At 65.1% G+C, this 536-nt stretch carries 1 protein-coding gene; it reads left to right on the top strand.

The genetic code is table 11. The features are described 5' to 3' along the window. Window positions 1-63: 63 nt before the first annotated feature. The coding region (locus ACFS7Z_RS27405) for a PQQ-dependent sugar dehydrogenase (protein WP_377492739.1) at window positions 64-536 on the top strand (473 nt) is incomplete at its 3' end.

Here is a 536-nt window from a genome sequence, read left to right as displayed (position 1 = left end):
TACAGCATCAACACCGCCAGCCGCAAAATCCTGCTCGGGGCCACCAGGTCTACCGGCATTCCGGTGCTGCACGAGAGCCATGGCGTGGGCTCGCTGGTTTTCGGCACCGACGGCACCCTGCTCGTCTCCGCCGGCGACGGGGCCAGCTATGTGAGGGACGATGTGGGAAGCGCCTCGGAAACCTACTATGCCCAGGCGCTGGCAGACGGCATCATCCCCAGCCAGCAGAACGTGGGCGCCCTGCGTGCCCAGCAGCTGGAGAGCTACAACGGGAAAATCCTGCGTATCGACCCCGAGACCGGCAACGGCATGGCCAGTAACCCGTTCTACGAGTCGGGCAACCCTGCTTCTGTACGCTCCAAGGTGTGGTCGCTGGGCTTCCGGAACCCCTTCCGTATGGCGCTCAAGCCCGGCTCGGGCAGCACCAACCCGGCAGACGGCAGGCCGGGGGTGCTGTATGTGGGGGATGTGGGGTACGGCCTCTGGGAAGACCTGAATGTGGTGACCAGGGCGGGTATGAACTTTGGGTGGCCGCT

It is taken from the genome of Pontibacter toksunensis, from assembly GCF_042686245.1.
GTDB classification, from domain to species: Bacteria; Bacteroidota; Bacteroidia; order Cytophagales; family Hymenobacteraceae; genus Pontibacter; species Pontibacter toksunensis.
This window is presented reverse-complemented; position numbering and strand designations above follow the sequence as displayed.